This window comes from Methylobacterium sp. C33D, from assembly GCF_053345825.1.
Genome location: NZ_JBKFAV010000155.1, coordinates 1 through 345, shown reverse-complemented (window position 1 = coordinate 345; position 345 = coordinate 1). Strand labels below are relative to the sequence as shown.

The window sequence follows — 345 nt, the reverse complement described above, 5'->3', positions numbered from 1 at the left end:
TCCAGCGGGAGTCACGACGTCGTCTGCACTGACCTCTGGGTGCCGGACGCGCAGACGGTCGACGGCGCGCGGATCATGATGCCGCGCGATAGGGAGCCGCTCTACATGCTGCCGATGGCGTTGGCGGGCGCCATCGCCGCCGCCGGTGTTCCGCTGGGACTCGCTCGGGCCTCGATCGACGCGTTGATCGATCTCGCACAGACGAAGACGCCGCATGGCGGCACGGGACCCTTGCGACTTCGCGAGGACGTGCAGGTCGCGATCGCGCGCGCCGAGACGGGTCTCGGCTCCGCCCGCGCCTTCGCCCGCGATACGGTCTCCGGCTTCTGGTCGGAAGCGGAGACC

Annotated in this window: 1 pseudogene; it reads left to right on the top strand. The window is 70.4% G+C overall.

Annotated elements, in window-relative coordinates:
* Window positions 1–105: 105 nt before the first annotated feature.
* Window positions 106–345, top strand: a pseudogene (locus ACLBXO_RS31830) (acyl-CoA dehydrogenase family protein); the annotation flags it as partial.